The organism is Afipia felis ATCC 53690 (genome assembly GCF_000314735.2).
In the GTDB taxonomy this organism is placed as follows: domain Bacteria; phylum Pseudomonadota; class Alphaproteobacteria; order Rhizobiales; family Xanthobacteraceae; genus Afipia; species Afipia felis.
The window spans coordinates 2436453-2463099 of record NZ_KB375270.1; the positions used below are offsets into that span (position 1 = coordinate 2436453).

The 26647-nt window shown below is 63.3% G+C and carries 24 protein-coding genes, 1 tRNA gene and 1 riboswitch; of the genes, 8 read left to right on the top strand and 17 right to left on the bottom strand.

Going from position 1 to position 26647, the window contains the following annotated elements:
• Positions 1-9 precede the first annotated feature (9 nt).
• Positions 10-1380, bottom strand: a complete 1371-nt coding sequence (locus HMPREF9697_RS11525; protein ID WP_002717395.1) for a glutamate--cysteine ligase — start codon at positions 1378-1380, stop codon at positions 10-12.
• Between the two features lie 96 nt (positions 1381-1476).
• The gene (locus HMPREF9697_RS11530) at positions 1477-1956 is read right to left on the bottom strand and encodes a MarR family winged helix-turn-helix transcriptional regulator (protein ID WP_040307919.1); all 480 of its coding nucleotides are present in this window, start codon (positions 1954-1956) and stop codon (positions 1477-1479) included.
• 295 nt (positions 1957-2251) lie between these two features.
• Here HMPREF9697_RS11530 and HMPREF9697_RS11535 point away from each other — a divergent pair, with 295 nt between their 5' ends.
• Positions 2252-5419 (top strand): tetratricopeptide repeat protein, encoded by a 3168-nt coding sequence (locus tag HMPREF9697_RS11535; protein WP_002717397.1) that lies wholly within the window; start codon positions 2252-2254, stop codon positions 5417-5419.
• Positions 5420-5435: 16 nt separating this feature from the next.
• Here HMPREF9697_RS11535 and HMPREF9697_RS11540 read toward each other — a convergent pair whose 3' ends face one another.
• Together HMPREF9697_RS11540 and HMPREF9697_RS11545 are read right to left on the bottom strand one after the other, a co-directional pair.
• Positions 5436-6752, bottom strand: a complete 1317-nt coding sequence (locus HMPREF9697_RS11540) for an Nramp family divalent metal transporter (RefSeq protein WP_002717398.1) — start codon at positions 6750-6752, stop codon at positions 5436-5438.
• 46 nt (positions 6753-6798) lie between these two features.
• Positions 6799-7725, bottom strand: coding sequence for a class I SAM-dependent DNA methyltransferase (locus tag HMPREF9697_RS11545; RefSeq protein ID WP_002717399.1), 927 nt, complete (start codon positions 7723-7725; stop codon positions 6799-6801).
• A gap of 236 nt (positions 7726-7961) precedes the next feature.
• Here HMPREF9697_RS11545 and HMPREF9697_RS11550 point away from each other — a divergent pair, with 236 nt between their 5' ends.
• Entirely contained in the window at positions 7962-8261 is a 300-nt protein-coding gene (locus tag HMPREF9697_RS11550; RefSeq protein WP_002717400.1) for a DUF6460 domain-containing protein, read from the top strand.
• 32 nt (positions 8262-8293) lie between these two features.
• A complete protein-coding gene (locus HMPREF9697_RS11555; RefSeq protein WP_040307920.1) occupies positions 8294-9634 on the top strand; it encodes an MATE family efflux transporter in 1341 nt (446 codons plus the stop codon).
• Here the strand turns inward: HMPREF9697_RS11555 and HMPREF9697_RS11560 are convergent.
• Together HMPREF9697_RS11560 and HMPREF9697_RS11565 are read right to left on the bottom strand one after the other, a co-directional pair.
• Entirely contained in the window at positions 9609-10703 is a 1095-nt protein-coding gene (locus HMPREF9697_RS11560; RefSeq protein ID WP_002717402.1) for a quinone-dependent dihydroorotate dehydrogenase, read from the bottom strand. The genes HMPREF9697_RS11555 and HMPREF9697_RS11560 overlap by 26 nt on opposite strands.
• Positions 10700-11044 carry a DUF952 domain-containing protein gene (locus HMPREF9697_RS11565; RefSeq protein ID WP_002717403.1) on the bottom strand — a complete coding sequence of 115 codons (345 nt, stop codon included), beginning with the start codon at positions 11042-11044 and terminating at the stop codon, positions 10700-10702. Before HMPREF9697_RS11565 ends, HMPREF9697_RS11560 begins: the two co-directional genes overlap by 4 nt.
• A 195-nt stretch (positions 11045-11239) precedes the next feature.
• Between HMPREF9697_RS11565 and HMPREF9697_RS11570 the strand changes: the two genes are divergently transcribed.
• Both HMPREF9697_RS11570 and HMPREF9697_RS11575 read left to right on the top strand, forming a co-directional pair.
• Positions 11240-11863 (top strand): S24 family peptidase, encoded by a 624-nt coding sequence (locus HMPREF9697_RS11570; protein WP_002717404.1) that lies wholly within the window; start codon positions 11240-11242, stop codon positions 11861-11863.
• Positions 11864-11934: 71 nt separating this feature from the next.
• Positions 11935-12687 (top strand): carbonic anhydrase, encoded by a 753-nt coding sequence (locus HMPREF9697_RS11575; protein ID WP_002717405.1) that lies wholly within the window; start codon positions 11935-11937, stop codon positions 12685-12687.
• A 16-nt stretch (positions 12688-12703) separates the two neighbouring features.
• On the opposite strand, the gene ybaK is transcribed toward HMPREF9697_RS11575, so the two are convergent.
• Genes ybaK through HMPREF9697_RS11590 form a run of 3 tightly spaced genes read right to left on the bottom strand, consistent with a single transcriptional unit; the run spans position 12704 to position 15690 of the window.
• Positions 12704-13177, bottom strand: coding sequence for a Cys-tRNA(Pro) deacylase (gene ybaK, locus HMPREF9697_RS11580; RefSeq protein ID WP_002717406.1), 474 nt, complete (start codon positions 13175-13177; stop codon positions 12704-12706).
• 11 nt (positions 13178-13188) lie between these two features.
• Positions 13189-14838, bottom strand: coding sequence for a lysine--tRNA ligase (locus tag HMPREF9697_RS11585; protein WP_002717407.1), 1650 nt, complete (start codon positions 14836-14838; stop codon positions 13189-13191).
• Positions 14839-14886: 48 nt separating this feature from the next.
• On the bottom strand, positions 14887-15690 hold the full coding sequence (locus tag HMPREF9697_RS11590; protein WP_244598027.1) for a transporter substrate-binding domain-containing protein: 804 nt from the start codon (positions 15688-15690) through the stop codon (positions 14887-14889).
• Between the two features lie 206 nt (positions 15691-15896).
• Between HMPREF9697_RS11590 and HMPREF9697_RS11595 the strand changes: the two genes are divergently transcribed.
• Positions 15897-17885, top strand: coding sequence for a glycosyltransferase family 2 protein (locus tag HMPREF9697_RS11595; RefSeq protein WP_002717409.1), 1989 nt, complete (start codon positions 15897-15899; stop codon positions 17883-17885).
• Here HMPREF9697_RS11595 and HMPREF9697_RS11600 read toward each other — a convergent pair.
• The 4 genes from HMPREF9697_RS11600 to HMPREF9697_RS11615 form a co-directional block, all read right to left on the bottom strand.
• Positions 17876-18469: an SCO family protein gene (locus HMPREF9697_RS11600; protein WP_002717410.1), complete on the bottom strand. Its 594-nt coding sequence runs from the start codon at positions 18467-18469 to the stop codon at positions 17876-17878. The two genes, HMPREF9697_RS11595 and HMPREF9697_RS11600, sit on opposite strands and share 10 nt — an antisense overlap.
• 145 nt (positions 18470-18614) lie before the next feature.
• Complete coding sequence (locus HMPREF9697_RS11605; protein WP_002717411.1) at positions 18615-19076, bottom strand: PCRF domain-containing protein; 462 nt, start codon at positions 19074-19076, stop codon at positions 18615-18617.
• Between the two features lie 193 nt (positions 19077-19269).
• Positions 19270-19343, bottom strand: a tRNA-Gly gene (locus HMPREF9697_RS11610).
• A gap of 98 nt (positions 19344-19441) precedes the next feature.
• Positions 19442-20584: a 2'-deoxycytidine 5'-triphosphate deaminase gene (locus HMPREF9697_RS11615; protein WP_002717412.1), complete on the bottom strand. Its 1143-nt coding sequence runs from the start codon at positions 20582-20584 to the stop codon at positions 19442-19444.
• Positions 20585-20646: 62 nt separating this feature from the next.
• Positions 20647-20726, top strand: a riboswitch (SAM riboswitch).
• A gap of 76 nt (positions 20727-20802) precedes the next feature.
• Between HMPREF9697_RS11615 and HMPREF9697_RS11620 the strand changes: the two genes are divergently transcribed.
• Positions 20803-22005 (top strand): O-succinylhomoserine sulfhydrylase, encoded by a 1203-nt coding sequence (locus tag HMPREF9697_RS11620; protein ID WP_002717413.1) that lies wholly within the window; start codon positions 20803-20805, stop codon positions 22003-22005.
• A gap of 59 nt (positions 22006-22064) precedes the next feature.
• Here the strand turns inward: HMPREF9697_RS11620 and HMPREF9697_RS11625 are convergent, their stop codons facing one another.
• From HMPREF9697_RS11625 to HMPREF9697_RS11635, 3 genes are read right to left on the bottom strand one after another with little or no spacing between them, the layout of a single operon-like run.
• A complete protein-coding gene (locus tag HMPREF9697_RS11625; RefSeq protein ID WP_002717414.1) occupies positions 22065-23000 on the bottom strand; it encodes an SGNH/GDSL hydrolase family protein in 936 nt (311 codons plus the stop codon).
• Between the two features lie 2 nt (positions 23001-23002).
• Positions 23003-23761, bottom strand: coding sequence for an SGNH/GDSL hydrolase family protein (locus tag HMPREF9697_RS11630; RefSeq protein WP_002717415.1), 759 nt, complete (start codon positions 23759-23761; stop codon positions 23003-23005).
• Positions 23761-24984, bottom strand: a complete 1224-nt coding sequence (locus tag HMPREF9697_RS11635; protein ID WP_002717416.1) for an OpgC domain-containing protein — start codon at positions 24982-24984, stop codon at positions 23761-23763. The genes HMPREF9697_RS11630 and HMPREF9697_RS11635 overlap by 1 nt, the downstream gene beginning before the upstream one ends.
• Positions 24985-25232: 248 nt before the next feature.
• Between HMPREF9697_RS11635 and apaG the strand changes: the two genes are divergently transcribed.
• Positions 25233-25625: a Co2+/Mg2+ efflux protein ApaG gene (apaG, locus tag HMPREF9697_RS11640; RefSeq protein WP_002717417.1), complete on the top strand. Its 393-nt coding sequence runs from the start codon at positions 25233-25235 to the stop codon at positions 25623-25625.
• Positions 25626-25652: 27 nt separating this feature from the next.
• Here the strand turns inward: apaG and HMPREF9697_RS11645 are convergent, their stop codons facing one another.
• A complete protein-coding gene (locus HMPREF9697_RS11645) occupies positions 25653-26633 on the bottom strand; it encodes an Hsp33 family molecular chaperone (protein WP_002717418.1) in 981 nt (326 codons plus the stop codon).
• Between the last annotated feature and the right edge of the window lie 14 nt (positions 26634-26647).

Genomic DNA, 26647 nt, shown 5'->3' on the forward strand with positions numbered 1-26647 from the left:
TCGATACCTCTAAAAAGCGTAGGCGTCATAGACTGGATCGACAGAGCCGCCCCAGACCCCATTAAATTTTGTCAACATTTCCTCCGCCGGAGTACGCCCGGCGTCGATAATCCGATCGAGCGGCTCGAGGAATCGTGATTCGTCGCGGCCCAGATGATCAACACGGGCGCGGCGACGCAGACCTGCGTGTGCCAGCACCAGGCATTCGCGTGCCACTTCGAAAATGTAGCGCTTGCCGACAGGCGTCTTGAAGCCGAGGCGCGGCACGGCATCGCGCATGGCTTGACGCGTTGCGGTATCCCATTCCCGAGCGATATCCCACGCCGCGTCGAGGCTGACGTCGTCATAGAGCAGGCCCGCCCAGAACGCCGGCAGCGCCGGCAATTGCTGCAGCGGCACGCCGTCGGCGCCACGCATTTCCAGGTAACGCTTCAGGCGCACCTCGGGAAAGATCGTCGACAGATGATTGGCCCAGTCCGACAACGTCGGCTTCTCACCCGGAAACTTCGGATTCCTGCCTTCGAAAAAATCGCGGAAGGAAGAGCCCGAGACATCGATGTAATCGTCGCCGCGCTTGACGAAATACATCGGCACGTCGAGCGCGTAATCGACCCAGCGCTCAAATCCCATGCCGTCCTCGAACGCCCACGGGATCATGCCCGCACGGGCGTTGTCGGTGTCGCGCCAGATTTCCGAGCGGAAGGAGAGAAAGCCGTTGGGCTTGCCTTCAGTGAAGGGCGAGTTGGCGAACAGCGCCGTCGCGATCGGCTGCAGCGCCAATGACACGCGCAGCTTCTTCACCATGTCGGCTTCCGATGAGAAGTCGAGATTGGCCTGTACGGTGCAGGTCCGGTACATCATGTCGAGGCCGTAGCGGCCGACCGTCGGCATGTAACGCGTCATGATGCCGTAGCGGCCCTTCGGCATCGCCGGGATATCTTCGCGCGACCATGATGGCGTCATGCCGAGACCCAGAAAGCCGATGCCAAGCGGCTCGGCGACTTCGCGCACCTGCGCGAGATGCGCGGCCAATTCCACCGAGGTCTGATGGATGTTGTCGAGCGGCGCGCCCGACAATTCAAACTGCCCGCCTGGCTCGAGCGAAATCGCGCCGCCGCCGGTCACATCGTACAAACCGATGCTGTTGCCGCGCTCCATGATCGGCTCCCAGCCGAGCAGGAGGCGCATGCCTTCCAGCAACGTACCGATGCCGCGCGGGCCTTCGTAGGGGACGGGGCGATGCCCCTTCAATGTAAACGGCGTCTTCTCGTGCTCGGTGCCGATCTTGAATTCGGACTTGGGCTTGCTGCCCTCTTCGAGCCATCCGACCAGCGCATCGCGCGAATCGAGCGGGGTCATATCAATCTGGTCACGCGCCATGCGGCACCTTCTCAAAATGCGCCGTGAACGACGCAGGCCGCCGGGGGCAACGGGCGTTCCCACCCGTAGACACAAGTGGTGAATAAAATCTCATTGTTAAGACGCTGCTTCCTTCGCATCGGATGGCGATGTCTGGGCACAGCAGCCCAGACGATCGAGCAGACCGCATAACCTTGCGGCGTCCGCGTCCGACAGCTTAGAGCCGACGTGGCGCTCGATCGCGACGGAATAAGCCTCCCCCATTCTCTTTTGCAGATCGCGCCCGGCGTCGGAAATCTCGACGAACAGGCCGCGCTTGTCCTTCTTGCACTCGCGCCGGGTCGCAAGCCCTTCATCGACCAGACGTTCGATCAGCCGCGAGGTGGAATATTGCGGCAGCAGCATCTGCTTTTCGAGTTCGACCGGCCGCAGCTCGCCGCCGGGCGCGCGTGACAATTCGAGCAGCGCATCATACCAGGCGAGCGGCGGAAACCCCGCCTTCTTCAGATCCTGCTCGACGGCGTCCAGCACGCAACTGCGCACCCGCATCAGACGCAGCCACGCCTCCGTCGCCTCGGTGGACGGGCGGCGTATCATCGGTCCATTGCTGTCGCCGGGGCGCGAAGATTTATGCAAATGCATCCACCTTGGTATTCATGCATCTGCATTAAGGCACGGCGAGGCGCTTGCCAAGCGGGATGCAGCGGACCGGCTATCTCCCGGTACCGCGTAAACTTTTCCGCATCTGCACACCTCTCCTTAACCCGTTGTTTACCCTGACACGGAAAAGTCTGACTTCAGGCAGTCTGCCTGCGCCGGAAATTCGTTTGTTTCTTCAATGGCGCAGCGACTGAAGACGGGCAGACAACCGGCGTCGGGTACCGGACAGGGCATGGCATTTCATCAATCATGGGGCGCTGAGGGGAACGACCCTTCCGTCAGAGAGCGCGACGCAGGTGCCGCGCAGCGTCCCGGCGCGCCCCGCGAGCTGTCGCCCGGCGAAGCCCGCAACATCGCCGAAATCCATCAGCGACTCGATTCCATTGCCCGTCAGGTCGAGCAACTGTCCCAACATCCTGCCGCGCGCGGCGAGCATGGCGTCGCCCGGCAACTCAACGACGCGATCTCGCGGCTAGACGCGCGGCTGTCGCACATGGCCGCACCGGCCCCGCAGGCGTCTTACGCCGCAGCACCACAGACGACAGCGCCCGTGACGTCTCCAGTGGCTGCTCCGCTGCAGGCGCCGGCGCTCCCACGTGCGCCCGGCCTCGATCTGTCGATTGCCGAAATCATCGCCCGTCAGGGCGAGCTCGACCGCGTCAGCCCCGCGCAGGAAGCGCTCAACCGTAGCGCGCCGAACTTCGTTCAGGCGCCGCCGATGGCGCCCGCACCTGAACATCCGGGTTTCCTCAATATCGAGCGCCAGATCGCGGGCCTCACCAGCCAGATCGAAACGCTGCGCCGCCCCGACGGGATCGAGCAATCCATCACCGCGTTCCGCTCCGAACTCGCCGAGATTCGTCACGCCATCACCGAGGCCTTGCCGCGCCGCGCGATCGAATCGCTGGAAGGCGAGATCCGCTCGCTCGGCCGGCGGATCGATGAAACGCATCAGACCGGCGGAGATGGCGCCGCGCTTGGCGCGATCGAACGCGCGCTCTCCGAAATCCGCAGCGAATTGCGCTCGCTGACGCCTGCCGAACAGCTCGCTGGATTCGACGACGCCATTCGCAATCTCGGCAGCAAGATCGACACCATCGTCCGCTCGAGCCAGGACCCCGGCACGCTGCGTCAGCTCGACGATGCGATTTCCGCGCTGAAGACCATCGTCGCCAACATCGCCTCGAACGAGGCGTTGGCGCAGTTGTCCGAGAACATCCGCACGCTGTCGCTGCGGGTCGATCAGCTTTCGCAGGCCGGCCACAGCGACATGTTCGCCGCGCTCGAACAGCGAATCGCCGCGCTGACCTCGACGCTTGAGCAGCGCGAGCGCCCCTCCGCCGATACCGGGCATTTCGACAAGGCAGTCCGCACGATATCCGATCGTCTCGACAATCTGCAGATCGGCGGCGATGCCTCTTCGTCATTCAACCATGTCGAACAGCGCGTCGCGCATCTTCTTGAGCGGCTCGAGGCCTCGGAAGCGCGTCCCGGCAATCTCGGCAGCGTTGAAAACGGCCTGTCCGAGATCATGCAGATGCTGCAGCAGCGTGGCGCGCCCGACGTTGCCCCCGCGCACGCTGCGCCCGCGATGGACCCGGCTTTCGTCGATGCGATCCGGCGCGAATTGTCGGACATGCGCCAGAGTCAGGTGGAGACGACCCGACACACCCAGGATTCGCTGGAGGTCGTGCACAACACGCTTGGTCATGTGGTCGATCGCCTCGCCCAGATCGAAGGCGATCTGCGCCAGGGGCGTCCGCCGTCCAATCCCGTTCCGCCATCCGGGCCGCAGCGTCCCGCCGCGCCGCCGATTCCGCCGCAGACGCGGCCGGAATTGCCGAACCCGGCATTGCTGCAGAGTGCCGCGCGCCCTGCCGTGCAGATGCCTGCGAAAGCGGAGCCGATTCCGTCGCAACTTCCCAGAGAGTCCGCGCCTGCCGGCGTCGTGAACGCGGCCCCGCCGCGTGCAGCACGTTCACCGATAGATCCCGACCTGCCGCCCGATCATCCGCTGGAGCCCGGCAGCCGCAACAATGCGCGGCCATCGGCGGCTGAGCGCATCGCGAGCTCCGAGAATGCCCTGCGCGACATTCCGCAGCCGAAGGGGCCGGTCAGTTCGTCGAACTTCATTCAGGCCGCGCGCCGCGCCGCGCAGGCAGCCCAGGCCGGCGAAACCAATTCCAAGCCCTCGCCCAAGAAAGCCACCCGCGTCACCGCGCTGAACGATGCGGCGCGGGCTGTCGCGGGCGCGAGAGACACATCCGCCAATACATCCCGTTCGTCGCGGGTGCGGGCGCTTCTGGTCGGCGCCAGCGTATTCGTGATCGTGCTCGGCACCTTCAAGATGGCGAGCAATCTGTGGCACAGCGGCGAGACCGGCCGTTCGGCACCTGCCATGGAATCCCATGCGGTGCCGCCTGTGCCGACGCCAGCGGCGCCTGCCCAAGCTCCGGACACGGATGAAGACGACGCACCTGTGCCTCCTCAATCGGCGCCGCAGGCGCCGTCGATGACCTCGCCGACGCCAATCGACAAGCAATCGATGAACGCACCGGCAACGACGCTGCCGGGCTGGGCGTCCAATCCATCCATCGCGCCGGTTGCGCCGACGCCCGCACAATCCGCGAACGCCGACATCACCGGCTCGATTCCGACAGTAACCGGTGCTGTCGCTCCGCTGCCGGAGTCGATCGGAGGCCCGGTGCTGCGTGCGGCGGCCCTCAAGGGCGATGCGAGCGCCGCCTACGAGATCGGCCTGCGCTATGCCGAAGGCCGTGGCGTGACCGCGAATTTCGAGGAAGCCGCGAAATGGTACGACCGCGCGGCGAAGGCCAATCTCGTGCCCGCGCTGTTCCGCCTTGGCACGCTGTATGAAAAGGGCCTCGGCGTCCGCAAGGACATCGACACTGCTAACCGCTACTACCGCCAGGCGGCCGATCGAGGCAACGCCAAGGCGATGCACAATCTCGCGGTGCTGGAAGCCGACGGCGGCGGCAAACCGAACTACAAGGCGGCCGCCTACTGGTTCTTGAAGGCAGCCGATCATGGCGTCGCCGACAGCCAGTTCAATCTCGGCATTCTCTACGCGCGCGGCATCGGCGTCGAACAGAACCTCGCCGAATCCTACAAATGGTTCAGCCTCGCGGCAGCGCAGGGCGACACCGATTCCGCGAACAAACGCGACGATATTGCCAAGCGGCTCGATCCCGCCTCGCTCGCCAAGGCCAAACTCGCGGCGCAGACCTTCAAGGCCGAACAGCAGCCGGCCGAAGCTGTTCAGGTTGCGACGCCGCCGGGCGGGTGGGACGCCAAGCGCGTGCAGAAGACGTCCAGCAAATCCGCCGCCAAGCCCAAGGCTGCGAATCACCCGACGGCTGCGAAGCACTCGACCATCTGAGCCGCTTCAGTTCAGATCACAGCATTCCGGCAAACATCGCGACCACGCAGACCGCCATCGCGGCGGTCGACAGCCAGCCTAGCCAGTACAGCCCTCCGCCGACCAGAAACTGACCCATCACATCGGTGCGGCGGACCATCACCATCAACAGCACCATGACCGGCACGGCGAGCACGCCGTTGACCACCGCGCTCCAGTACAGTGCCGCGATCGGGCTGATCGGCGTGAAATTCAACGCGATGCCGATTCCAGCGGATAATGCCATCACCGAGTAGAACGACACAGCCTCCTTCGGCTTGCGCGCGAGGCCGACCGGCCACCGACGGCCCTCACCGATCGCATAGGCCGCCGAGCCCGCCAGAACCGGCACGGCCAACAGGCCGGTGCCGATGATACCCAATGCAAAAATGATTTCCGCGAAAGCGCCCGCGACCGGCCGCAACGCTTCCGCCGCCTGCGCCGATGTCTCGATGTCGGTCTTGCCGTTGGCGTGCAGCGTCGCCGCCGCCGTCACGATGATGGCAAGCGCGATCAGCGTCGAGAAGCCCATACCTGCGATGGTATCGACGCGGATGCGGCGGAATTCGGAATCCGCATGTGCCCCCTGCTTCTTCAGCGGCTCCTTGTGGTCGTCGATGCGCTGTTCCTCGGCCTCCTGCGAAGCCTGCCAGAAAAACAGATAGGGCGAGATCGTGGTGCCAAGGATCGCCACGAGCGTGGTGAAGAACTCCGGCTTCCACTGGATCTGCGGAACGACGAGACCATGCAGCGCCTGCCCCCACGCGACATGGGCGAAGGCCAGCGCACCGACATAGGCGAACAGACTCAAGGTCAACCATTTCAGCACCGCGCTATAGTGCTGGTAGTCGAAGAAGATTTGCGCAGAGACGGACACGACGCCGAAGACCACGACGTAAACGAAGCCGGGCCCGCCGATCAGAAGCTTGAGCGCATCCGCCATTGCCGCGAGATCGGCAGCGATGTTCACCGTGTTGGCAACGAACAGCAGCACAATCACAATGTTGAGAATGGATGCGGGGTAGTACCGGCAGGCATTGCCGGCGATGCCATGGCCGGTGACCCGGCCCACGCGCGCGGAAATTTCCTGGATTGCCACCATCAGCGGCAACGTCAGCAGCATCGTCCAGGAGATGCCGTAGCCAAGCTGCGCGCCCGCCTGACTGTAGGTGCCGATGCCGGAAGGATCGTCGTCCGCAGCGCCGGTGATGAGGCCGGGACCGAGCGTTTGCAGAAAACCACGAACACCGCCTTGCTTCGTCGGCGGGGCGGTAACTTCAGCGGGTGCGTCGATATCCTGCTCGGTGTGCGTCATGCCTGCCCCGCCTGACAAGCGCGGGATGCCGCACAAGTTCCCTTGGTCAGGCCTTGCGCGCGACCGCGATCAGTCCCGGGACGGGCACGTCGTTTTCGGTGCGGGTGGAGGCTTCTTCAAGGCTGCATAACGTAAGCCCCGCCGTCCCAATCGCCCCACGCACATGAGCCGCGCCGTGCGCATAACGCAGGCCCGCGCCGATCACGACACCGTCGCCGGAATGCGTCTCGGTGGTGAATGCGACCAATCCGTTCGGCCGCAGCACCCGCGCTGCCTCCTTCAATGCAGGAGCAAGATCGGGCAGGTAGATGATCGCATCCGCCGACAGCGCGAGATCGAAGGCAGCGCCCGCCTCGCGCCTCACACCCTCGACCATGTCGGCGACCTCGAGCCGTCGGTAGAGGCCCGTCGCTTCGGCTCTGGCGATCATGCCGGGCGACAGGTCGATGCCGACAAACGCATCCACGTTTTTCTCGAAGGCGCGCGCCGCAAGCCCGGTACCACAGCCAAGATCGATCGCGGATGTGAAGAAGGCCGGACGCTTCAGGTCGTGACAGGCGGACAGCACCGCCTTCAGCAGCAACTGTGGGCCGCGATAGTTGAGGTTGTTAACGAGCGCCTCCTCGAATGTCGGCGCATATTGGTCGAATAGCGAACGCACATAGGCGGGCGGCATGTCCGAGATTGTCTCCACGCCAAGGCGTATCAGCCGTAGCTTGGCGCCGTGGCGGTCCTCAGGATCGGCTTCCTTCGCCTTGCGATAGGCCCGGATCGCCTCACCGTGCAGGTTAAGTTGCTGCTTTAGCTCACCCAGCGCGAACCAGGCTGACGCAAAGCCCGGTGCACGCTCCACCGCCTGCGCCATCAGATCGACGGCTCCGGCAATATCGCCACGCAATTGGAGATCCCGCGCAAAATCGTAGCGGCGGTCGGCGATCAGATCGCCCGACGACAGAAAAAGCGGGGCAGGCATAAGGGCCTCGAAAAAATGGCTCTCTCTACAGCCTCGCCGTGCGCCGGACAATATCGGCGCACCTAAAATTCTATCGTAACCGGCACGAACTGCCGCCTCCTGCCGAAAGGCCTGGAGGATTAAATTTGTGACAGGAGCCGCCGCCCTCCCCGGCGACGTCCTTGACGGGAACGGTTTACAGCCCCACTTGCGCCAAAGTGTGCTAAAATTAAAGCACACGGATTCTGGAGACGACGATGCAGGACGAAGCGAGAGAATTACCGGCGCGGGGCGATCAGTTCTCCCGCTTTTTCGGCGGCTCGCCGCTCGCGTTGGTGCTGAAGCTCATTCTGATGTCGGTTCTGGTCGGCGTCGTGCTCGCCGCAATCGGGCTCGATCCCTGGAACATCGTCGAAAGCCTGCGCCGCCTCGCAGATTGGGTCTGGAATCTCGGCTTCGACGCCATCAACAGCCTATGGCGCTACTTCATCCTCGGCGCGGTGATCGTCGTCCCGCTGTGGCTGCTGTCGCGGCTGTTCGGCGCACGGCCGCGCTAAGGTCGGCATATCCTTCCACTTGATCGCATCCGATGAACGACCAGCTTACGCATGGCCGGGTCTTTGCCATCGCAGGACCCGCGATGCTCGCGAACCTGACCACGCCGCTGCTCGGCATCGTCGCGACCGGCGTGATCGGGCAGCTCGGTGAAGCCCATCTGCTCGGCGGCGTCGCCATGGCATCGGTGGTGTTCGACTGCATGTTCTGGCTGTTCGGGTTCCTGCGCATGAGCACGGTGGCGCTGACCGCGCAGGCGCTCGGCGCGCATGATCCGGTCGAAGTGCGCGCATCGCTCGCCCGCGGCCTTTTGATCGCAATTCTATCGAGCGCCATCCTGCTCGCCGTGCAGAAGCCGCTGGCCGCGATCACCTTCGATCTCATGGGCGCGAGCGAGCCGGTGACGGACGCCGCACGCCTTTATTTCGAAGTGCGGCTGTGGTCCTCGCCCTTCCTGCTCGCCAATTACGCCTTGCTAGGCTGGCTGATTGGCCAGGCACGTACCGGCTGGGCGCTCACGATCCAGATCGCGATCAATCTCATCAACATTGCTTCGACCATGCTGCTGGTGATCGGCCTGAAGCAGGGCGTCGCGGGCGCGGCCTATGCCGCGATCATCGCGGAGGCCTGCGGCCTCGTATTCGGCCTCACGCTTGCCTGGCGCATGCTCGGCCGCGCCGGCTTTTGCATTCCGCGCGCGGTGCTGCTGGAGCGCACGAAACTCGCGCGGATGATGGGGATCAACCGCGATATCTTCATCCGCACCCTGGCGGTGACCGGGGTGTTCATGTTTTTCACCGCACAGGGCGCGCGCGAGGGCGACGTGGTGCTTGCGGCGAATGCGGTGCTGAACAATTTCGCGCTGATCGGTTCGTTCTTCCTCGACGGCCTCGCCACCGCCGCCGAACAATTGTCCGGCTACAGCCTCGGCGCACGCGACCGCGACCGCTTCCTGCGCACGACGAAACTCGTGCTCGGCTGGAGCATGGTGTTTGCCGTCGCGGTCGCGCTGGCGCTCACACTGGGCGGGAATGCGCTGATCGACCTGATGACCTCAAGCGCCGACGTGCGCCAGGTCGCCCGGACCTTCATGTGGCTCGCCGCGCTGGCGCCGATCTGCGGCGTGATGGCCTATGCGTTCGATGGGATCTATATCGGCGCAACATGGGCACGCGATATGCGCAATCTGATGCTCGCATCCCTTGCGCTCTATTTCGCAGCATGGGCGGCGCTGCAACCGCTCGGCAATACCGGACTGTGGCTTGCGCTTCTGATTTTCCTGCTGGCGCGCGGTTGTCTTCAGGCGCTGCGCTATCGCGGGCTGCTGGAAACGTCCTTCGCAGGGCCGCTCACACCGGCCATTCTTCCGCGGTAATCATCGCCGCATCCGCCCCGACGATCTCAGACAGCGATTCCCGCCCGGTCCGCCGCAGCGTCGACAAGAGATCGGTCTTGATCGCTTCGACGAGGCCGAGACCCTTGTAGACCAGCGACGAATAAAGCTGGATCAGCGACGCCCCGGCCCGGATTTTCATCAGCGCAGCGCCGCCGGAATCGATACCGCCGACGCCGATCAGCGGGAAAGCGCCTTCGGCCCGCACATAAGTTTCCGCCACCATGCGGGTCGAGAGACGCAGCAGCGGCCGCCCCGACAGCCCACCCTGCTCCAGCGCAAGGCCGCGCTCACGCAGCGTGTCCGGACGCGCCAGTGTGGTATTCGACACGATCATGCCGTCGACGCCGCGTGCACGGGCCACGTGCACGACATCGTCGAGTTCGGACAGCGTCAGGTCTGGCGAAATCTTGAGCAGCAGGGGCACCAGTCCCGCTTCGGTACGCGCGCGGTTGCGCGCGTCGATCACCCGCGCCAGAAGATCGTCGAGCGCGGAAGCCTGCTGCAGATTGCGCAAGCCCGGCGTGTTCGGCGAGGAAACATTGACGGTGAAATAGCTCGCGACCGGCGCGAACAGACCGATCAGCTTGACGTAATCGCCGGTGCGGTCTTCGGAATCCTTGTTGGCGCCGAGATTGACACCGACGATGCCGCCACGCCCGCGTCGTGCGTTAAGGTGGCGCAGCGCGACCTCGGCACCCTCGCTGTTGAACCCCATGCGGTTGATGACGCCGGCGTCTTCCTCCAAACGGAACATGCGCGGTCGCGGATTGCCCGGCTGCGGCAGCGGCGTGATCGAGCCAACCTCGACATAGCCGAAGCCGAGCCGCAACAGCGCGTCCGGCACCTCAGCATTCTTGTCGAAACCTGCCGCCATGCCGATCGGATTCGAAAAATCGAGACCGAAGGCGCGGGTCGCGAGCTTGGGGCTGTCCGGCTTCGCGCGCGGCATCGGAAAGCTGCGCAGGCCCTTGATCGCAAGCCGGTGCGCATCTTCGGGATCGAGCTTGCGCAGCAACGGCAGCGTCAGGTGGTCGAAAGCACGGATCACGTCAAATTCTCCGGAAGCCGGTGATGGCCATCTGGGCCCAGCACCAGCGTGGTGATGTTGTTGGCGGCAGCCGGATCGAGCTCCCCATACAAATGGGGGAACAGATCACCGCCGCGCGAGGGTTCCCACTTCAACGCCGCACCCAGCGCATCCGCATCCACCGCGATCAAAAATAAATCCGACTGGCCGGCAAAGTGCTTTGCCAGCGTGCCGGGCAATTGGGCCGCGGTGGACAAGTGAATGAAGCCATCCCGCGCATCATCCGGGCTGCCACGATAAGCACCTGCCCGTTCGGCCTCCCGCCAGGCTGGCGCCGGGCAGATTTTGTAGATGATCCGCACCACGGGTTCCTGGGAGCGCTTTGAGTTCATTGCTGTTTTTAGTGGAAGCTCACCCTAGCCACGGCAGTCTGCAACCGCAAGACTTGACCGCAAACGGCGGACGCAAAGCTGGAATGCGCTCCACCTGCCGATTGCGCGAGCGGCGCAATAAAGGTAATAATTCCTAATAGTCCAAATCCGCCGAGCGGTTCGCCGATGCTGACACACGATCAAATCTGGACGGCGCTCGACCGGCTGGCGGCCCGCGCTGGGCTGTCACCCTCAGGTCTCGCCAAGCGCGCTGGCCTCGATCCCACCACCTTCAACAAGTCGAAGCGCGTGACGAGCGACGGGCGCGAACGCTGGCCTTCAACGGAATCGGTCGCGAAGGCGCTCGCCGCCACCGGTGTCAGCGTCGACACCTTCGTGCATTTCATCGAAAGCTCCTCGCGCTCGGTGCAGGTACCGCTGCTTGGCTTCGCCGAAGCAGGGAGCGGCGGCTATTTCGACGATGGCGGCTTTCCGGTCGGCAAGGGCTGGGACGAAGTCGGGCTGCCTTCCGTCAACGACGAGCACGCCTATGCATTGGAGATTTCCGGCGACTCGATGAAGCCCGCCTATCGCGACGGCGATGTCATCGTCGTCTCGCCGAGCGCGCCGATCCGGCGTGGCGACCGTGTCGTGGTCAAGACCAAGGACGGCGAGGTGATGGTGAAAGAATTGCGCCGACGCACCCAGAAGGTGATCGAGTTGCAATCGCTCAACCCGGCGCATTCCGACCGTACTTTGCCGACGTCCGAGATCGAATGGATCGCGCGCATTCTCTGGGCGAGCCAGTGATCTCTACCCTGTCGCAGACGCCCGCCGAATCTGATTCTATTTTCGGACCACTACACCGGGGGCTGAGAGACATGCATCGCCGTCATTTTCTAAAAACACTCGCGGGCCTAGCGCTGTGCCCGCTGTGCCCACCCGCCGGCTTCGCCGCCGACACGCACTGGAGTTATGAGGGAGCGACAGGCCCGGGAAAATGGGGCGACCTCGACGCCGCCAGCAAAGTCTGCTCGATCGGCTCGCAACAATCGCCGGTCGACATCGGCCCGACCATCCGTGCGCAGTTGCCGCGGCTCAACATCAAATGGCCATCGCACGCCGACACCATCGTCAACAACGGCCACACCATCCAGCTTAACTTCGCACCGGGCGGCAAGCTCGTCCTGGGCAAGGAAAGCTATGAACTGTTGCAACTCCATTTCCATCGGCCAAGCGAGCATCTGATCGGCGGCAAGGACTTCCCCATGGAGGCGCATTTCGTGCATCGAAATGCTGCGGGCAATCTCGCTGTGGTCGGCGTGTTGATGGCTGCGGGCCGGCGCAACGCTGCCTTCGCGCGCGTGACTGCCACCATGCCAGACAAGGAAGGGCCCGCGGTGAAGGCCGATCCGGGGTTCAATCCACGTCGATTGTTGCCGGGAAAACTCGGCTATTACCGCTACCCCGGCTCGCTCACGACCCCGCCCTGCTCGGAGACCGTCGAATGGCTGGTGCTGGCAACCCCGATCACTGTTGGGGCGGGCGACATCGCAGCCTTTGCGAAACTTTATCCCATGAATGCGCGGCCGGTGCAGCAACCCAACCGCCGCGCGGTGCTGCGCTCGGAATAGCGAGCCGCGAACGTTCTCACGCCACCAGCGGCGCGGCGATGGCGTTCAGCACCTTCGCCGCATCGTGCGGATTGAGCCGAACCTGCAATCCGCGCTGCCCGCCATTGATGTAGACGAGATCCTGCGCCATCGCCTCCTGCTCGATAGCAGCACGCGGCGGGCGCATCTGGCCGAACGGGCTGATGCCGCCAACCTTGTAACCCGACAGACGTTCGGCATCGGCGGGCTTCATCATCTGTGCCGACTTGCCGCCGAACGCAGCCGCAAGCTTCTTCATCGACACTTCGCGGTCGGACGGCACGATGACGCAGACCGGCTTGCCGTCGACCAGCGCCATCAATGATTTCAGCACGCGCGAAGGGGCTTCGCCGAGCGCTTCCGCTGCCTGCAGGCCTATGCGATCGGCGTTGCCATCATACTCATAAGTATGCGTCGAGAAGGCGACGCCCGCCTGCTCCAGCATTTTTGTCGCGCGTGTCGCCTTGGACATGATGCACGTGGTCAGGCGCTGCGCGCGAGCGCCGCATCGATCATCGTCACCGCGTTGGCGACGCCGTAGACCGCGACGAAGGAGCCGAAGCGAGGGCCTTTCTCCTGCCCGAGCAGCACCTGATAGAGCATGTTGAACCAGTCGAGCGACACGCCCGGACGGCCGTCCTTGCCCTTCTTGACCTGATCGAGGAATGGCTCGCGCCGGCCGATCTCATAGACAACGTTCTGGATGTCCTCGGCGGAAGCCTCCGCCGGCAGTTGCGACAGTGCATCGCGCAGATCCTGCAGCGCCGCACGTTCGTTCGCGCTCGGCTCTCGGAACTGCTTCGTGGGCGCAACGAAATCGCGATAATAGTTGATGGCGTAACCGACGAGCGCGTTGAGTCGTGGATGTGTCTGCGGCGTCACGCCGGGACGATAGCGGCCGATGAAGCCCCACAGCGTTTCGGCGTTTTCGGCGTTCGACGACGATACCAGCGTCAGCAGCAACTGGAACGTCACCGGCATCTCGGAGGCCTCCGGCTTGCCGGAATGGATGTGCCACACCGGATTGCCAAGCCGCTGCTTCGCATCCTGCCGGCCATAGCCGTCGAGGAATTGCTGATACTCGTCGACATTGCGCGGAATTACGTCGAAGTACAGCCGCTTCGCCGCCTTCGGCTCGCGATACATGAACAGCGCCAGCGATTCCGGCGAGGCATAGCGCAGCCATTCGTCGATGGTAAGGCCGTTGCCCTTCGACTTCGAAATCTTCTGGCCCTTGTCGTCGAGGAACAGTTCGTAGTTGAAGCCTTCCGGCGGCGTGCCGCCAAGCGCGCGGCAGATCTGCCCGGACAGCTTCACCGAGTCGATCAGGTCCTTGCCCGCCATCTCGTAATCGACGCCGAGTGCCACCCAGCGCATCGCCCAGTCCGGCTTCCATTGCAGCTTGCAATGCCCGCCGGTGACCGGAACGGTGATGCGCTCCTTCGTCTCCGGATCGTCGTAGGACACAGTGCCGGCCTTCTTGTCGTGCTCGACGATCGGCACCTGCAGCACCACGCCGGTGCGCGGACAGATCGGCAGGAACGGCGAGTAGCTCGCCGCGCGCTCCTCGCGCAGCGACGGCAGCATGATCGCCATCACCTTGTCGATGTTCTCCAGCACCTTCAGCAGCGTCGCGTCGAACCGACCCGATGTGTAGTACTGCGTCGAAGACGCGAATTCGTAGTCGAAGCCGAAGGTGTCGAGAAAGGCGCGCAGCCGCGCGTTGTTGTGCGCGCCGAAGCTGCCATGGGTGCCGAACGGATCGCGCACCTTGGTCAGTGGCTTGCCGAGATCCTCCTCCAGCATCTCCTTGTTCGGCACGTTGTCCGGTACCTTGCGCAGGCCGTCCATGTCGTCGGAGAAGGCGAGCAACTTCGTCTTGATCTTGTCTTCGGTCAGCACGCGGAAGGCATGGCGCACCATCGAGGTGCGCGCGACCTCGCCGAAGGTGCCGATATGCGGCAGGCCCGAGGGGCCGTAACCGGTCTCGAATAGCACCTCATCCTTCGGTTTCTTTTTCAGGCGATTGACGATCTGTTTGGCCTGCTCGAACGGCCAGGCATTGGATTGCTCGGCAACCGCGCGCAGGTCGCTCGCCGACAGGTCTTCAAATCGCGTGATCGTCTCCGACATCTTCACTCCGCTGCGCGCGCAGCCTCTCCCGCGCGCCCTTGCTTTCTCTCAGAACGGGCTAACGGAAAAATAGCGCAACCACAAATCGGTGTAGCCGCCTTTTTCCCAGACCCGAAACATGGCCCAATTCAGCGCCTGGCGCAGTACATCGTTGCCTTTCTTGACGCCGATACCGATGCCCTCGCCGAAATAGCGGCTTTCCACGAACGGACCGCCGCTGAACGCGCAGCATCCGTCTGAATCGGTGCCGTTGATCCAGAAACCGAGCGAGATCGCGTCACCGAAAATCAGATCGACCTCGCCACGGCGCAACGCCGCGCGCATCGCATCATCTGACGGAAAGCCGACCGCGAGCGCGTCGGTGAAGAAGGCCTTCAGATACGCCTCGTGCGCGGAGCCAGAGATGACGCCGACCTTCTTGCCCGTCAGGTTTTCCGGCCGCACATCGGCGATGACCTCGTTGGCACGGGACACGAAGCGCGCCGGCGCGCGATAATAGGGATCGGTGAAATCGAGCTTGGTGCGGATGTCCGGCGTCATCGCGATCGAGGCGATCACCGCGTCGCCACGGCCGGTGTTGATGGCGTCCACCAGCGTTTCGAACCGTCGCATCTGGATGGTGCAAGGCACCTTGATCTCGTCACACAGAGCGCGCGCAAAATCGACATTGAAGCCTGCCGGATTGCCGTCCGGTCCGGTAAAGTCGAACGGCGGATAATCGGTCTCGGTGAGAAAGCGGATCATTGTAATGCGCGACAGGTCGGGCCGGTCGGGACGGCGGCGCGGATCCCAGAAACCGGGCACAGCCTGGGGGGCCGTCGCGACGGCCGACTTCACCGCCGGTTGTGCCATCACCTCGGGTGGAAGCGAGCCCACGATCAAAATACCAAGCAAAATCGCGCACATCGTCCGGCCTAAGCTTTTTGGCCAGCCGCTCGATCTTTCATTGCCGGAAATTACTATCTGTGATTGCATCGATAAGCATCCGCGAGGGGGTCTTATAGACCATCCGGCGGCGGAGGCGAGCAGCGTTTGAGTGGGTAGCGTTTGGTGGGCATATGGCTCCGACCTCCGGCCACTTCGACAATAAGGCTGGGCCGGCCCGGAAAATGCGCCGCCTGCGCGGCCCATGGCCGTCTTCCGGGCTTCTTGCCGACATTCTCAAGCGTTCCCGCCCACGACCTGCCGCGGCACCGCCCCGGCGCGAGAACGACCATGCCTTCGAACTTGACTGCCTGCGCGGCATCCTGCCGCCCGGCATTCTCGCGGAAGCGGAACGCTGCGCTGCGCTTTTGGGCGTCGGCGCCGATCAGGTCCTGATCCGCCGCGGTGTCATCCCGGAAACGGAATATGTGACCCGGCTGGCGCACCAGTGTGGGCTCGCGGTCGAGGGTTTCCGCGACATTTCCCGCGCCGACTGTCCGTTGAGCGATCCCCAACTGCGTTATGCCGCGCAGCACCGCATGCTGCCGCTCGAGCGGCCCGACGGACTTTACCATGTGCAGGCCCCGCTCGGCTTCGCCGCCCGGCGGATCGCCGCCCTGTGCGCCCGGCAGGCGCGGCCGCGCATTCGGCTGGCAACGCGCGCGTCGTTCGACCGCTATCTGATGCGCCACGATGCACTTGTTCATGAGGCTGCCGAAGGCCTCGCCCTGCAGATGCCCGAGATGTCGTGTGCGCCGCTGCGTCGCGACGACAGCAGAAAGCGTCGCTATTTTCTGCGCCTGCTCGGCTTCACTGCCGCTTTCCTTCTCGCGCCCGTTCTCATTATGCAGCTTACCGGTGCGGTGCTCGCGATCTGGTTCCTGCTGTTCAACAGCCTGCGCCTTGCCGGCTCCTTCGCGGGCCAGGCGCGAGAACCACCACTCGACCGCCTGCCCGACGAACGTCTGCCGGTCTACACCGTGATGGCCGCGCTCTATCGCGAAGGCCGTTCTGTCCCGCATTTGCTGCGCGCGCTGGCGGCGCTCGATTACCCTCGCGAAAAACTCGACATCAAATTGTTGCTGGAAGCCGACGACCGTGAGACCCGGAGCGCCATCGCGCGCCTCGATTTGCCACCGAACGTCGAAATCCTGTTCGTGCCGCCGTTCGGTCCGCGCACCAAACCGAAAGCCCTCAACGCCGGACTGCCGTTCGCGCGCGGCGAGTTCGTCGCGGTGTTCGACGCCGAGGACAGGCCCGACCCATCGCAGCTTCGCGACGCGCTCGACGCCTTCCGCCGCCACGGCACTGACATCGCCTGCGTGCAGGCGAGCCTCTGCATCGACAACAGCGCCGATAGCTGGCTCGCCTGCATGTTCACCGCCGAATATGCCGGGCAGTTCGACGTGTTCCTGCGGGGTTTCTCACAATTCGGCCTGCCCCTGCCACTCGGCGGATCGTCGAACCATTTCCGAACCGCAATCCTGCGCCAAGTCGGCGGATGGGACGCCTATAACGTTACCGAGGATGCCGATCTCGGTTTCCGGCTGGCGCGGTTCGGCTATCGCGCGGTGATGTTCTGCTCGACGACCTATGAGGAAGCACCCGCCCGCGCGGGCGCATGGCTGCGGCAGCGCTCGCGCTGGATGAAAGGCTGGATGCAGACGTGGATCGTGCATATGCGCTCGCCGCGACAACTGATCCGGCAAAGCGGATTCGCCGGATTCTTCACGCTCAACCTTCTCGTCGGCGGCAATGTCATGACCGCGCTTGCCTACCCCGTGCTGATCGGCGCGTGTCTCGTAGAAATCAGTCTCAATGCTGCTGGCAGCACGGCACTGGAGATGTTCTCCGGGCCGTTCGTCGAGTTACATTTTGCAACTATTGCCGCAGGCTATCTTTCAACCGTGGTCGTGTCGCTGATCGGCCTCGCGCGCCGAAGGCTTCTGCATCATGCCTGGGTACTGCTGCTGACGCCGTTCTATTGGGCGTGTCTTTCGGCTGCGGCCTGGCGGGCGCTGCTGCAACTCATCCGCGATCCGTATCACTGGGAAAAGACCGAACACGGCCTCGCGCAACATTCGCGCCTCGCAGCACGCACAATGACGAGCGGTCAGAAATAGCGCTTGAGATCGGCGGCTGCCTGTTGCGGCGTCTGCTTCAGGTTGAACGGCACGACAAAGCGGCCTTCGCGATCCAAGAGATAGACCGCAGCCGTGTGGTCCATGGTGTAATCGCCGTCCTTCAAGGGAATCTTCTTCGCATAAACGCGATATTCCTTGACCACCTTGGCCACCGCCTCGGACGAACCGGAGAGACCTTTAAGGTGCGGATCGAAGCTCTGCAGATATTCCTTCATCACCGTCGGCGTATCGCGTTCCGGATCGACCGAGATGAAATAGGCGTTGACGCGATTGGCATCCGGCCCCATCGCGCGCAGCACCTCCGACATTTCGAACAGCGAGGTCGGACAGATATCCGGGCAATGGGTATAGCCGAAGAACATCAGCGTCGGCTTGCCCTGCAGGTTCTTCTCCGTGACGGTCGCGCCGGTCTGGTCCGTCAACTGAAAAGGACCGCCGATCGACGAAGCGGGCGTGCTGGTCCGAAATCCGCCGACCAGAAAAAGAACACCCATCAACCCGATTGCAAGGCTGACGACGAAGGCGGCAATGACGACGCCCGGCCGCGTTGAACTTGTTGCCATAGGAACCTGAAGAATTGGAATCCTGACAGCGGAGATGCTGTTCCCGTTCAGATAGCCATGAAAGACCTCATGGGCAAGCAAACCGCCCGCGCATGAGGCATGCAGCGATCACATCATGGCGAGGCAAGATGCCGCTGTCGCAGCGTCAGCGAACCGCCGCGGAAGCGTGAGCGTCCATGTAGCAGGGTTTGTACATCGACGTCAGCTGTTGTCCGCGCAGGAAAATCATCCGTGGCTTCAACCCACCATGCCGCGCGATCCAGCGTCGGATCGAGGCCGGATACATCCGGTAGAGCATGTGGGTGGCCTCGACGTTGGTGACCGGACGGCCACCCGCGCCCGGGTCCCACGCGGCGTGGAAGCCGAGGCTGGCGCGCGATGTGACGCAGATGCGATCATGCGGAACAGCGCCGAGCACGATGGTGCAGGCGGACGCGCACAAACCGTCGATCACGACCGTGTCGCCGGAGGTACGGATGCTCTGGTATTTGTCGACATAGGTGCCGATGCGCCCGCCGCGATCATCAGAGATGCGGACCACCGCATGGCTCGCGGTCAATCCAGCCAGCAGCAACACGCCCGCCAACAATCCGGTCACGAATCTCATCGTCGCGTCCCCCACCCGGCTGCGTCGCCAAATTTGGCTGTGTCACCAAGGCATCGACAGCGTGTTGCGAGTCCGGAGTTTTGTCCAGATCGATGCGCTCAAGCGCGAATGATTTCGATGTGGTGTTGCACTGTGGATGCAGTTCGCGGGAACTGCGTGACTAAAGCATCACGGCGGGAACACAATGAGAGACTGGAGCGGGCGAAGGGAATCGAACCCTCGTATGCAGCTTGGGAAGCTGCCGTTCTACCATTGAACTACGCCCGCGAAGTCCGTTCCACCATCGCCCAACCGCTCGCATTTTGCAAACGCGACAATTGCAAACGTGACAACAATGAGACGACGGCGACGTTAACCAAACGGCGTCAGGTGGGCGCGCGGAAATGTTTGGAGAGCTTCAGCCCCTGCCCCTGATAGTTCGAGGCGATGCGGGTGCCGTACAGCGTATCCGGCAACGCCAGCATCTTCTCATAGACGAGGCGGCCGACGATCTGGCCGTGCTCGAGAATGAAGGGCACTTCACGCGAGCGCACCTCGAGCACCGCGCGGGATCCCTGTCCGCCCGCGCCCGCGTGGCCGAAGCCGGGATCAAAGAAGCCCGCATAGTGAACGCGGAATTCGCCGACCAGCGGATCGAACGGTACCATCTCGGCAGCGTAGTTCGGCGGCACCTGCACCGCTTCCTTTGACGCGAGAATGTAGAACTCGCCGGGATCGAGAATCAGGCTGCGGTCCGGCCGGGCCTGGATCGGCTCCCAGAAATCCTCCACCGCATAGCCGCCGCGCCGGTCGATATCGACGACGCCGGTGTGGCGCTTGGCGCGATAGCCGACAAACCCGTCCGAGCCCTCGCCCGACAGATCGACGCTGACCGCGACACCGCCGGTGAGATCGGCGTTCTCGCAATCGACGAGACGCTCGCTCTGATGCAGCGCCTCGAGTTCGTCATTGTCGAGCAGCGGCGCGCCGGTGCGGAAGCGGATCTGCGACAGGCGCGATCCCTGACGCAGCAGAACCGGAAATGTTTTCGGACTGATCTCGGCATAGAGTGGGCCATGATAGCCCGCGCCGATCATGTCGAAACGACGCGTGCCGTCCGCGATCACGCGGGTGAAGACATCGAGACGTCCGGTCGAGCTCTTCGGATTGGCCGACGCCAGAATCGAAGGCGGCAGCGCGAGGCTCTCAAGCAGCGGCACAATATAAACGCAATTGGTTTCGAGTACCGCGCCGTCGGACAGATCGACCTCGTGCAGTTTCAATTCGTCGATGCGCTCGGCGACCGTGGTGTCCGGGCCGGGCAAAAAGCTGGCCCGTACCCGGTAAGCCACCTCGCCCAGACGCAGATCGAGGCTCGCCGGTTGGATCTGGCTCTCCACGAACGGAAATGCGGGCAGAATCAGGCCGTCTTCTTCCATGGCCGCGATCATGCGATCGGGCAGAATACCGTTGGCGTTGGCTGGGAGAGAGAAGGCCAAATCCGGTCCCCTCAGGATTGAGCTATGCATAGAACCCTACCCCGTTATCCGATGGGTTGCTTGACGGAAAGAGCCGTGCGGATTAAGCCTCAGACTTATCCCGTGGTGATTTGGGCCGGCCGGCTTGCAGCCACGTAAAATAAGTCGCTAAACAGGCCGCGGACCTTGCGCCCCCGGCTGTTGGATTTTTTCCAGGCCGGTTTTTTTGTGCGCCTCGCTGCCTGGCGGGACGCCATTGGAGGTCCATAATGTCCGACGCAAAAAGCGCCCCTGATCTGTCCCGCTACCGCCCCGAAACCCGCCTCGTCCATGCCGGAACGATCCGCTCCGAATTCGGCGAGATGTCGGAGTCGCTGTTTCTGACGCAGGGGTTCGTCTACAAGAGCGCTGAGGAATGCGAGGCGCGCTTCAAGGGCGATCTTCCCGGCTTCATCTATTCGCGCTTCTCCAACCCAACCGTGGCGATGTTCGAGCGCCGCATGGCAGCACTTGAAGGCGCCGAAGCCGGGCGCGCTTTCGCGACCGGCATGGCGGCGATGACCACCGCGATGCTCGCGCCGCTTCAGGCCGGAGATCACGTCGTCGCTGCAAAGGCGCTGTTCGGCTCCTGCCGCTACGTCATCGAAACGCTGCTGCCGCGCTACGGCATCACCTCCACGCTGGTGGACGGCCGCGATCTCGATGCGTGGCGCAAGGCGATGCGCCCCAACACCAAAACCCTGTTCCTCGAAAGTCCGACCAACCCGACGCTCGAAGTTGTCGACATCGCCGCAGTCGCCGATATCGCCCATCAGGGCGGCGCGCGTCTCGTGGTGGACAATGTGTTCGCGACGCCGCTTTGGCAGAGTCCGCTCGAGCTCGGCGCCGACGTGGTGGTTTATTCGGCGACCAAGCACATTGACGGACAGGGCCGCTGTCTCGGCGGCATTATCCTGTCGTCGGAGCAATTCATCATGGAGCACATCCATAATTTCTTCCGACAGACCGGACCTTCGATGTCGCCGTTCAATGCGTGGGTGCTGCTGAAGGGACTGGAGACGCTGGGAGTGCGCGTCAAGGCGCAGACCGAAAGCGCGGGCAAGATCGCCGACGTGCTCGCCGCGCATCCGAAAGTGACACGGCTGATCTATCCGGGCCGCGCCGATCATCCGCAGGCCGATATCATCAAGAAGCAGATGCGCGCCGGCTCGACCATGATCGGTTTCGAGGTGAAGGGCGGCAAGGCGGGCGCATTCCGCGCCTTGAACGCTTTTCAGGTCGCGTGCATCTCCAACAATCTCGGCGACTCCAAGAGCATCGTCACCCATCCCGCCACCACAACGCATCAGCGTCTGACGCCGGAAGAACGCGCCGAACTCGGCATCAGCGACGGCTTCATCCGTCTCTCGGTCGGCCTCGAACACGTCGACGACCTGATCGAGGACGCGCAGGGCGCGCTGGAGAAAGTGTAAGCGGCACTCCTCGCCGGACAACAAAAAGCCCGCCATTCCGGCGGGCTTTTTCATTCGCGTCACATTGGTCGAAGGCTCATCACGCTTCCCGGCCTCTCGGCCCCCGGTTCGGCCCTGGCCTGGTCGACCGATTTGATGATGGTGTCGCCGAGCAACTGGGCGAAACAGGCATAGCCCCAATCGTTCAAGTGCAGTCCGTCGGAAATCGAGAAGCTTTCGAACGGCAGTTTCTCGTCCTCATGCCATTGCCGCATCACCTCGAAGCGCGGGAAGACCGAAACATGACGCAGCCGTCCAACATCGCGGATCAGTTGCACCATCTTGTTGGCGCCTTCCTTCTTCGCGGTCACGGCGGGCACGTATTGCGGATCGATCAGCACCACGTCGGCACCGGTGGCCTGTATCTTGGCGACGCCGGCCTCCACCATCGATGCGACGCCTGAGGAATCCTCGCCGCGCACCACTGTGTTGGTGCCGAGCTGCCAGATCACGAGGTCAGGATTGGAATCGAGCACGCTCGATTGCAGGCGCTGGACCATCTGCGGCACCTCCTGACCGCCCATGCCCCGATTGATGACGCTGATGCGCGCCCGGGGATATTTCCGCCGAAGCTGTTCGGCGAGGCGGCTCGGATAGGTGTAGGTGGACGATGTCGTGCCGTAGCCCGCGGTTGATGACGATCCCAGCGCCACGACGGTGATCGGTTCTCCCGCGTTGAGCTTGCGCGCCACGCGAGGCAGCGAGGCGGAGACCGCACCTGCGCCTTTCGGCGGCAAGCATGGAATGCGCGTAAGGATATCGCCGGCCCGGCTCGCGGCATTCCGCGCCGCTTCGATCGCCTTGCCGGTCAGGCCGGGCTTGGCCGGAGCCGCATCGGCAGTTGGCTGCGTTTCCGGCTGGCTTGCCGAGGTCTCGCCCGCAGCGAGACACGGCGCGCCCGCAAGCACCCCGAGAAGCCCTGCCGCAGCGAGCAGCCTGGTACCGCGCCGATACATCGTCAGCGTACCCCGAGCTCGGAAGGGTTGATGTGAGCCGCCTCGATCACAAGCTTGGACAACGCGCGCCCGAGGCAATCATGCACCCGCGCGGCGACGCCGATGCTGTGCGCCTGTGCGAACAGGTCGAAATCGCCCGCCTCGCTCCAGGCGCGCATGATCGCAAAACGGTCGAACAGCGGCGCACCGTGTTCCTGCGCCACCACGCGCAGCGTGTCGTTGTAAGTGGTAGCCGCCAGTACTGTTTCCATGCGCGGGCTGTATTGCAGGTTCATCAGGATCACGTCCGCATCCGTCTTTTGCAGGGCAGCGAGACCGGTATCGAGCGCGGTACGAAAATCGTCCGGATCGACCGCGCGCATCGCGTCGACGGTCCCGGTCTGCCACACCACCAGCGTCGGCTTCCGATCCTGCATGATCTTGTCGATCTTCGCAGCGACATCGGCGGCCGTCTCCTTGGGATGGAGGTCGGTCGTCACGCTGATCTCGATACCCGGAAGCTTGCTACGGAGGGCCGCCTCGAAGCGCGCCGGATAGGAGTTTGCGGCACCGTCCGGCCCACTCAGCACGGAGGAACGGCTGCCGATGACCAGCACGCGAATGGGAGCGCGCGTCTTGAAGGCCTCCTGGACGTTCGTCAGGGTCGCATCGGTGCTGAGCAGATAGGCCGGCACGGAACAGAAATGGGCGTCGTCGGCCACGGCCGGCGTCACCGCCAGCCACGCCAGAATCGCCATTCCCGCGATCCGCATGGTCCTCATCAACTGCTCCCGACCAGATCGGCGCTGACCGCGATCGCGGGCCGCTTGCCGCTCTTGCTCACCTCCGCCTTGTACCATGACAAAAGCCATGCGGCGCAGGACATGATGACCAGACCGGTCATACTAATGACGAAATGCAGCCCGGCCCCACCTGAGGTTTCCGCCAGGACAAAATGCCCGGCGAAGGCGAGGAACACGCCGATGCAGAAGATTTCCAGCGAATGCTGCCCGCACAGGATGATCGGCCGCAGCCATGGCGATTTCAGCCCAGGCCAGTCCTTTGGCAGGTAACGGACGACGACCGCCGCGAGGGCCAGAAAATGGGCAAACCGCAGCACATCGAGGTCGGTTTTGTTGATCGGATACATCCAGCTTTCCAGCCAGCCCGGCAGATAGCCGTGGAGCTGGGGAACATGCCAGGTCAGCGTCACGTAGAAAGCAAACAGAAGATAGGCCACCGCCAGCACGAACGTGACCCGCGAGGCGAGGATCGGCGCCATCCGCCGCGCCCCACCTAGCGCGCACCATGCGCCGAACACGAACAGCAGCTGCCATGCAAATGGATTGAACACCCACACGCCGTGCGGATAGGCCGGCAGCGCAAAGCCGAATTGCCAGGTCAGCGCATAGAGAAAGACCGCCAGCGCCAACGTGACATCGGGTATGCGGCGCATCAGCCAGAGCGTGAACGGCAGGAACAGCATCAGCACGATATAGAGCGGCAATACATCCATGTTGACCGGCTTGAACTTCAATAGCAGCGCCTGGATGATGGTGACGTCCGGGTGTTTGAGGAAATCGAGAATTCCCATTTCCTCCGAATAAAGCGGGTTCTCGAAACTCGTCGCGATGTAGGAAATCTCGGCGAGATAGATCATGAACAGAAAGACGTGCGCCACGTAGATCTGCCAGACCCGCTTGAAGATACGCGCGCTCGAAATGATGAAGCCGCGCTCCTCCATCGCCCGGCTGTAGACGAAAGCGGCGGTGTAGCCCGAAATGAAGATGAAGATTTCGGTCGCGTCGCTGAAGCCGTAATTGCGGATGGTCAGCCAGGTTAGAATGTTCGGCGGCAAATGGTCGATGAAGATCAGCCACAGCGCGAGCCCGCGAAACAGATCAAGCCGCAATTCGCGCTCGCCCGTTCCCACAGGAAGAATGGGTTTCCCGACATCCTTTGGAACAACCTTGGGTTCGGGCGCTGGTGCAGTCAGGGTTGTCATCGGCTCGAACGGTTCAGGGACAATGCGCGAAAGTCATCGGCAAGATAGAGCTTCGGCAAGCAGCCGCAAACCACAACGGTGGAACCTCACTTCGATTTGCACTCTGCCAGACGAAGGCCATGCACAGCCCAATGTGAACCGCGGTTGAACGACAGATCGCCATCAAGAACAGCCCTGAACCGGCGGGGCCGTTTTGCCATTGCTTGCGCTTGGGTCTATCATTGAGCCTCAAGCATCCGATTGAAGCAATGTACAGCGCCGTCACCCGTCAGATTGAAGTCCTCGTCGAACCCGAGTTCCTTCCCGAACGCTCGTCCCCCGAAAACCGGCAATTTTTCTGGGCTTACAGCATCGTGATCGTGAACGAGGGCAGTGAGACCGTGCAGCTCAAAACCCGGCACTGGATCATTACCGACGGTCTTGGCCAGCAACAGGAAGTCCGCGGTGAAGGCGTGGTCGGCGAACAGCCCGTCATCGGGCCGGGCGAACGCTACGAATACACGAGCGGCGTGCCGCTCACGACGCCCTCGGGCTTCATGACAGGCAGCTACCAGATGGTGACGGAGAGCGGAGAAAAGTTCGATCTCGCGATTCCACTGTTCTCGCTCGACAGCCCGGACGGCAAGCGCACGCTGAACTGACAGCGACACTTCAGCGCAACCGCGCCGTCAGCCCTCGACACCCGCTTCCTGCGGCGTGAACTCATAGATCGAGCTACAGAACTCGCACGTCACCACGACCTTGCCGTTCTCGACCATGTCGGCACGATCCTCCGGATCGAAGCTCGCCAGCATGCCCGCCACCGCTTCGCGCGAGCAGGTGCAGCTCGCACGCAACGGCAGGCTCGGAAACACCCGCACGCCACGCTCATGAAATAGCCGAAACAGAAGCCGCTCGCCCGACAGATCGGGATCGATCAGTTCGACATCCTCGACGGTCGCGAACAGCGACTGGCTCTCGGTCCAGGCATCGTCTTCCTCCACCGCGTGCGGCGTGCTGCCTTCCGGCGCATCGCCCGGATGCAGATCGGCCTGCTTGGCGCGCTCCGGCGCCTTCGGCAGAAACTGGATCAACGCACCGCCGCCGCGCCAGCGATGCTGCGGTCCGTCGCTGCCGCCACGCAATTCTTCGCCGACCGCGAGCCGAACGCGCGTCGGAATCTGCTCCGAACGCAGGAAGTACTCGTGCGCGGCTTCTTCCAGCGATCCGCCCTGCAGAGCGACGAGGCCCTGATAGCGGCTCATGTCCGGCCCCTGATCGACAGTCATCGCGAGATGGCCGTGACCGAGCAGTTCACCGGATGACAGGCCGGGCTTCAGCCGCGTCTTATCGAAGCGTGCATAGGCGCGCAGCCGGTCCGGCGCGATGAAATCGACGACGATCAGCGACACCGGGCCGTCGGTCTGGGTCTGCAGAATAAAACGTCCGTTGAATTTCAGCGACGAGCCGAGCAGCGTCGTCAGCACGATGGCTTCGCCGAGCAGCTTGCCGACCGGCGCGGGATAATCGTGACGCATCAGGATGTCGTCGAGCGCGGGGCCCATACGGGTCAGCCGACCGCGAACATCCAGCGCACTGATTTCAAACGGGAGCACCGCATCGTCGACAGGAACGGCCGACGGCGCGCGTATAGAACCTTGATCCGCCATGGGCGACCTTTTTT

Excerpts from the sequence above, each read along its gene's own strand:
- HMPREF9697_RS11525 (WP_002717395.1), bottom strand. The coding sequence starts at position 1,380 with ATGGCGCGTGACCAGATTGATATGACCCCGCTCGATTCGCGCGATGCG.
- HMPREF9697_RS11530 (WP_040307919.1), bottom strand. The coding sequence starts at position 1,956 with ATGATACGCCGCCCGTCCACCGAGGCGACGGAGGCGTGGCTGCGTCTG.
- HMPREF9697_RS11535 (WP_002717397.1), top strand. The coding sequence starts at position 2,252 with ATGGCATTTCATCAATCATGGGGCGCTGAGGGGAACGACCCTTCCGTC.
- HMPREF9697_RS11540 (WP_002717398.1), bottom strand. The coding sequence starts at position 6,752 with ATGACGCACACCGAGCAGGATATCGACGCACCCGCTGAAGTTACCGCC.
- HMPREF9697_RS11545 (WP_002717399.1), bottom strand. The coding sequence starts at position 7,725 with ATGCCTGCCCCGCTTTTTCTGTCGTCGGGCGATCTGATCGCCGACCGC.
- HMPREF9697_RS11550 (WP_002717400.1), top strand. The coding sequence starts at position 7,962 with ATGCAGGACGAAGCGAGAGAATTACCGGCGCGGGGCGATCAGTTCTCC.
- HMPREF9697_RS11555 (WP_040307920.1), top strand. The coding sequence starts at position 8,294 with ATGAACGACCAGCTTACGCATGGCCGGGTCTTTGCCATCGCAGGACCC.
- HMPREF9697_RS11570 (WP_002717404.1), top strand. The coding sequence starts at position 11,240 with ATGCTGACACACGATCAAATCTGGACGGCGCTCGACCGGCTGGCGGCC.
- HMPREF9697_RS11575 (WP_002717405.1), top strand. The coding sequence starts at position 11,935 with ATGCATCGCCGTCATTTTCTAAAAACACTCGCGGGCCTAGCGCTGTGC.
- ybaK (WP_002717406.1), bottom strand. The coding sequence starts at position 13,177 with ATGTCCAAGGCGACACGCGCGACAAAAATGCTGGAGCAGGCGGGCGTC.
- HMPREF9697_RS11585 (WP_002717407.1), bottom strand. The coding sequence starts at position 14,838 with ATGTCGGAGACGATCACGCGATTTGAAGACCTGTCGGCGAGCGACCTG.
- HMPREF9697_RS11590 (WP_244598027.1), bottom strand. The coding sequence starts at position 15,690 with ATGGCACAACCGGCGGTGAAGTCGGCCGTCGCGACGGCCCCCCAGGCT.
- HMPREF9697_RS11595 (WP_002717409.1), top strand. The coding sequence starts at position 15,897 with ATGGCTCCGACCTCCGGCCACTTCGACAATAAGGCTGGGCCGGCCCGG.
- HMPREF9697_RS11600 (WP_002717410.1), bottom strand. The coding sequence starts at position 18,469 with ATGGCAACAAGTTCAACGCGGCCGGGCGTCGTCATTGCCGCCTTCGTC.
- HMPREF9697_RS11605 (WP_002717411.1), bottom strand. The coding sequence starts at position 19,076 with ATGAGATTCGTGACCGGATTGTTGGCGGGCGTGTTGCTGCTGGCTGGA.
- HMPREF9697_RS11615 (WP_002717412.1), bottom strand. The coding sequence starts at position 20,584 with ATGCATAGCTCAATCCTGAGGGGACCGGATTTGGCCTTCTCTCTCCCA.
- HMPREF9697_RS11620 (WP_002717413.1), top strand. The coding sequence starts at position 20,803 with ATGTCCGACGCAAAAAGCGCCCCTGATCTGTCCCGCTACCGCCCCGAA.
- HMPREF9697_RS11625 (WP_002717414.1), bottom strand. The coding sequence starts at position 23,000 with ATGTATCGGCGCGGTACCAGGCTGCTCGCTGCGGCAGGGCTTCTCGGG.
- HMPREF9697_RS11630 (WP_002717415.1), bottom strand. The coding sequence starts at position 23,761 with ATGAGGACCATGCGGATCGCGGGAATGGCGATTCTGGCGTGGCTGGCG.
- HMPREF9697_RS11635 (WP_002717416.1), bottom strand. The coding sequence starts at position 24,984 with ATGACAACCCTGACTGCACCAGCGCCCGAACCCAAGGTTGTTCCAAAG.
- apaG (WP_002717417.1), top strand. The coding sequence starts at position 25,233 with ATGTACAGCGCCGTCACCCGTCAGATTGAAGTCCTCGTCGAACCCGAG.
- HMPREF9697_RS11645 (WP_002717418.1), bottom strand. The coding sequence starts at position 26,633 with ATGGCGGATCAAGGTTCTATACGCGCGCCGTCGGCCGTTCCTGTCGAC.